This window comes from Desulfurobacteriaceae bacterium (assembly GCA_039832905.1).
In the GTDB taxonomy this organism is placed as follows: Bacteria; Aquificota; Aquificia; order Desulfurobacteriales; family Desulfurobacteriaceae; genus Desulfurobacterium.
Window position 1 is genome coordinate 4,272 of record JBDOLX010000077.1, and the last position, 5,245, is coordinate 9,516.

Genomic DNA, 5,245 nt, shown 5'->3' on the forward strand with positions numbered 1-5,245 from the left:
ATGTCAAGTGTAAAATTTAGTAGTCACAAAACTTGAAAGGAGAGAAGGTTTGGAAAACCTGATACCCCCAATTATCCTAATACCAGCAGGAGTATATATCTTTACAAGAATTAGAAAGAAGAACTCTTGCTTTACCTGCTGTAGGACCGGAACCTGCGACTTGCAAATTCCTCAAGAAAGGAGAGAAGATGAAAAATCTTAAAAGTCTTAGAGAAGAGATAGATGCGATAGATAAAAAAATCCTGGAACTACTTTCTAGAAGAGCAGAAATTGCAAAAACTATTGGTGAGATAAAAAAGAAAGAAGGACTCCCATTTTACGTTCCAGCAAGAGAGGCGAAAATCCTTGCCAAACTTGAAGAGTTAAACAAAGGACCTCTCCCAAAAGAAAGTATCAGAGCAATATTTAGAGAAATAATTTCCGCTTGTAGAGCTTTAGAAGAGCCAACAAAAGTTGCATACCTCGGTCCTTCTGCTACTTTCACACATCTTGCAGCCCTTAAACATTTTGGAAGTTCCTCGGAACTGATTCCTATGGATTCCATAGGAGAAGTGTTTGACGAAGTAGAGAAAGGAAGGGTTGACTATGGTGTTGTTCCAATAGAAAACTCAATAGAGGGGGTTGTTAACTACACTATAGATATGTTCTTGGATACAGACCTTAAAATAAGTGGCGAAATTTTTGTCTCCGTGAATCTACATCTTATGAGCAAAGAACAAGACCTAACTAAAGTTAAAAAAGTTTACTCCCATCGCCATGCAATAGCCCAGAGTAGGAAGTGGCTTTCCGAACATTTACCTAAAGTCGAAACTATTGAAGTTTCAAGCACGGCAAAAGCTGCAGAACTTGCAAGTAAAGAAGAAGGAGCAGCTGCAATAGCAAGCGAAGCAGCAGCTTACCTTTATGACCTGAATATACTTGCAAAGAATATCCAAGAAGTTTCCAAAAACTTTACACGTTTTTTAGTAATAGGTAGAAGCGACTCTGAAATTCCTACAGGGAAGGACAAGACTTCTGTTATGTTTAGCACAAAACACGTTGCGGGTTCTCTCTTTAAAGCCTTACAACCTTTCGCAGTATATGATGTTAACCTATCTAAAATAGAATCAAGACCTACCAAAAAACGGCCTTGGGAATACGTATTCTTCGTGGATATTGAAGGACACAGAAAAGACGTAAAAGTAGAAAAAGCTTTAAAAGAACTACAAGAAAATACTACCTTCTTTAAAATACTCGGCTCTTATCCAAGGGGATTTAAGGAGTGATGAAGAGAGCTGAAGAAAAATACTTAGAAAGACTTAAAGAATTTTTACTACTGAACTTGAGAGAGGAAGGTTATTATCCTCTTTTAATAGAACTCTTTAAAGAAAAAGGAATTAAAGCCTTTCAGCTTCCAGCAAAAACCAAGGTTGGTTTTCCTGACATAAAAGTTTTTCAAAAAGATGGGTTCATAATCGGGTATGTTGAGTGTAAAAAGCCAGAAGAAAATATCGAGAAATGGGCTGAATCGGAACAAGTAAAGAGATACAAGAACTATTTTAAAAACTTCCTCTTGACAAACTTTATCTCTTTTAAGCACTTCTTAAAGGGAAAAGAGGTAAAAACGGTTGAGGTTGTCTCTTACGACGATCTAAAGAAAGGAAACTTTGAAAAAGCTAACTTAGAGGAATTTAAAGATCTACTTAAAGATTTTATTAATCATCAAGAAAAACCTATAAAGAGTGTAGAGGAGTTAGCGGAAAACTTAGCGTGGAGAGTTAGACTTCTAAAAGATGAAATCTTAAAAGAATTAAAGGTAAATTCTGCTTTACAAGAATTTTTGAATCTTCTAAAGAGTTATGTAATTCATACCCTAAAAGAAGAGGAATTTGCAGATACAATTGCCCAGTCTTTAGCTTATGCCCTTCTAATAGTTAGAACAAAGAAGGATTTCATTAAAAAAGAGGATGTAATAAGTGATATTCCAGATAGCCTAACCATAATAAGGGACATCTTTTTAGAGATTCTCAAAATAGAAGGAAAGGAATTAAGCTGGATAATAGAAGAAATAGAAAATACCTTAAATCTTTTCGATTTAAAAAGTGCAAAACTAACTCCTGAAGAACTTACAATTCACTTTTATGAGACATTTTTAAGAGCTTACAATCCGAAGCTAAGGGAGATAAGAGGAGTTTATTACACTCCAAAACCTATTGTTAAGTTTATCGTAAAAAGCATAGAAGAACTCTTAAAAAAGAATTTTGGACTAAACGGATACTTTGACGAAAAATTAAAACTTTTAGACCCTGCTGGGGGAACTTTAACCTTTATCCTTGAAGTCCTTGAAAGGTTAAAAGAGGAAATCAAAGAAACCATTGGTAGTGGAATGTTAAAAAGCTACTTCGAGAATACCGTTCTTAACAACTTTTTTGCCTTTGAGCTTCTTCCTGCACCTTACGTTATAGGACACCTGAAAGTTTCCCAATTTCTTGATTCCTTAGGAATAAAGAACAAAAAATTTAACTTTTACCTTACCAATGCACTCGAATTTGAACATAAAACGGCAGGCTATCTCTTTTCACACAGGTGGGCAAAAGAGATACAGGAAGCTGACCGAATAAAAAGAGAAGAGAGAATGCTTGTAATACTGGGAAATCCACCTTACAGCGGGATTTCTGCTAACAACAGCAAAGAGATAAATGAGTTCTTGAAAAAAGACATAGACAACTGTCAGAATTACTACAAGGTTGATGGAAGGAAGTTAGAAGAGAAAAACCCAAAGTGGTTACAGGACGATTACGTAAAGTTCATAAGGTTTGGACAGTGGAAGATAGAGAAGAGCGGAAAAGGAATCGTAGGCTTTATAACAAACCACTCATACATAGACAATCCGACGTTCAGAGGAATGAGACAGTCCCTCTTAAGAACTTTTGACAGGATTTACATCCTTGACCTTCACGGGAACAAAAGGAAGAAAGAACCTGATGAAAACGTTTTTGACATTCAGCAGGGAGTTGCCATAGGGATATTTGTAAAAGATGGAAGCAAAAAAGGAGAATATGCAGAAGTCTATTACCACTCAACCCTTGAAGATGAGGAGCTCCTGACAAGGAATGAGAAGTTTGACTTTCTCAACAGTAATTCTGTTGAAACTGTTTGCTGGAAAAAAGCAGAACCAAAGAGTCCTTACTACTTTTTCAAGCCTGTTTTAGAAAATGAGGAGTATCAGAAGTTTTTAAGAGTTGATGAAATTTTTAAGGTTTACAGCGTGGGAATTGTTACAGGAAAGGATAAAATTTTCATTGACTTTGATAAAGAAAGTCTAATAAACAGGATAGCGAACGAGCTTTCCTTAGACGTTTGCAAAGTAAAAGAGTTCATCCAAAAAATCTTTTATAGACCTTTCGATGTTCGCTACATCTTTTATAATCCAGCTTATCTTGAAAGAGCAAGAGAAAAAGTTATGAAACACATGCTTTCAGAAGAGAATTTGGGATTAATCACTCATAAAAGAGAAGAAATTACAGGTGATTGGAAACATGCATTTGTTACGACTTGCATAACTGAACATGGAAGTTTGTCAAGTAAAACAACAAATTACTTCTTTCCTCTCTACCTTTACACCAAAAATGAGAAAATTCCGAACTTTACAGAAAAGTTTAAAAACTACATAAAAGAGCTCTACTCTGAACAGCCTTCTCCAGAGGAGATTTTCTACTACATCTATGCCGTTCTCTACTCTCCAGATTACAGGGAAAAGTATGGAGAGCTTTTAAAGTATGAATTTCCGAGAATCCCATTTCCAGAAAGTTATGAAAAGTTAAAAGAGATTGCCAAATTTGGAGAAAAACTTGTTAGACTACACCTGCTTAAAGACCTATCCTTAAACACCTTTAGCGTAAAATTTGAAGGAGAAGGCAACAACAAAGTGGAAAAGGTTTCTTACAAAGATGAAAAGGTTTATATAAACAAAAATCAGTACTTTTATCCGATAAGAAAAGAGGTGTGGGAGTATAAAGTCGGAGGTTACCAAATTTTAAAAAAAGTGGCTTTCCGATAGAAAAAGTAGAGTCTTAGCTTACGACGATGTAAAAACCTACATGAAAATAGTAAAAGCTATTGAAGAAACTTTAAAAACTCAGGAAGAACTTAAGGATAACTTAGAAACTGGAGAAAAAAGATGAGAAAAGCAGAACTGAAGCGTAAAACTAAAGAAACAGACGTTAAAATCTCAATTAACCTTGATGGAAGTGGAAACTACAACGTAAAAACCGATATACCGTTCCTCACCCATATGCTTGAGCTTTTTTCAAAACACGGACTATTTGATTTAGAAGTAAAAGCTACTGGAGACGTAGAAGTTGATCACCACCACCTTATAGAAGATGTAGGAATAGTACTTGGATGCGTCATAAAAAAGGCACTTAAAGATAAAAAGGGAATAAACAGATACGGGTTCTTTACTCTACCTATGGATGAAACCTTAGTTTCTTGTGCCATAGACCTTTCAGGACGTCCTTACTTTATATATCAAGGTTTCCCTCAAAATGCTACTTTAAATAACATTGAGTTTGATCTTTTTAGAGAGTTTTGGAAGTCTTTCTCTTTCTCCTTAGAGTGTAATCTACATATTAATTGCCATTACGGATTAAACCTTCACCACATGGCAGAAGGAACTTTCAAGTGTGTAGCAAGAGCTCTAAGAATGGCAGTAGAGATTGATAACAGAGTGAAGGGGATTCCATCAACAAAGGAGACGTTATGAGTAATAACGTTCTAGAAGAATTAAGAAAAGTTAAACCTTTACTATACGAAAAATATGGAGTCAAAGAAATACTACTATTTGGTTCATTTGCAAGATCTGAAGGAAAGGAAAACAGTGACGTAGATCTACTAGTAGAATTCAAAGAAGGATTTGAAACTTTCAGGAATTACATGAACCTGAAAGAGTTCTTGGAACATCTATTTCAAAGACCGGTAGATCTAGTAATAAAGAAATCACTTAAACCTTTCTTAAAAAAGAAAGTAGAGGAAGAGGCAATTCATGTCTAAACGTTCAGTAGAAATTTACCTACTTGATATCCTTGACGAAATAAAACGTATTGAAAGATTTTTTTCTTCTGTTTCTTCTGAAAATGAATTAAAAAGCAACGAACTAGTTTATTATGCAACATTAAAATGTCTTGAAAATATTGGAGAAGCTGTTAAACATATTCCAGAAAGTATTAAAAACCTCTATCCTCAAGTCCCTTGGAAACAAATAGTT

At 35.0% G+C, this 5,245-nt stretch carries 5 protein-coding genes; all 5 read left to right on the top strand.

Annotated elements, in window-relative coordinates:
* Window positions 1-188 precede the first annotated feature (188 nt).
* Entirely contained in the window at window positions 189-1,265 is a 1,077-nt protein-coding gene (gene pheA / locus ABGX27_05640) for a prephenate dehydratase (GenBank protein ID MEO2068977.1), read from the top strand.
* Entirely contained in the window at window positions 1,265-4,039 is a 2,775-nt protein-coding gene (locus ABGX27_05645; GenBank protein ID MEO2068978.1) for a type ISP restriction/modification enzyme, read from the top strand. Before pheA ends, ABGX27_05645 begins: the two co-directional genes overlap by 1 nt.
* Before the next feature lie 120 nt (window positions 4,040-4,159).
* A complete protein-coding gene (gene hisB / locus ABGX27_05650) occupies window positions 4,160-4,744 on the top strand; it encodes an imidazoleglycerol-phosphate dehydratase HisB (protein ID MEO2068979.1) in 585 nt (194 codons plus the stop codon).
* Window positions 4,741-5,031, top strand: a complete 291-nt coding sequence (locus ABGX27_05655; protein MEO2068980.1) for a nucleotidyltransferase family protein — start codon at window positions 4,741-4,743, stop codon at window positions 5,029-5,031. Before hisB ends, ABGX27_05655 begins: the two co-directional genes overlap by 4 nt.
* Window positions 5,024-5,245: HepT-like ribonuclease domain-containing protein (locus ABGX27_05660; protein MEO2068981.1), on the top strand; the 222-nt coding region annotated here is incomplete at its 3' end. The genes ABGX27_05655 and ABGX27_05660, both read left to right, overlap by 8 nt.

Coding starts and splice junctions, on each gene's coding strand:
- pheA (MEO2068977.1), top strand. CDS start 189: ATGAAAAATCTTAAAAGTCTTAGAGAAGAGATAGATGCGATAGATAAA.
- ABGX27_05645 (MEO2068978.1), top strand. CDS start 1,265: ATGAAGAGAGCTGAAGAAAAATACTTAGAAAGACTTAAAGAATTTTTA.
- hisB (MEO2068979.1), top strand. CDS start 4,160: ATGAGAAAAGCAGAACTGAAGCGTAAAACTAAAGAAACAGACGTTAAA.
- ABGX27_05655 (MEO2068980.1), top strand. CDS start 4,741: ATGAGTAATAACGTTCTAGAAGAATTAAGAAAAGTTAAACCTTTACTA.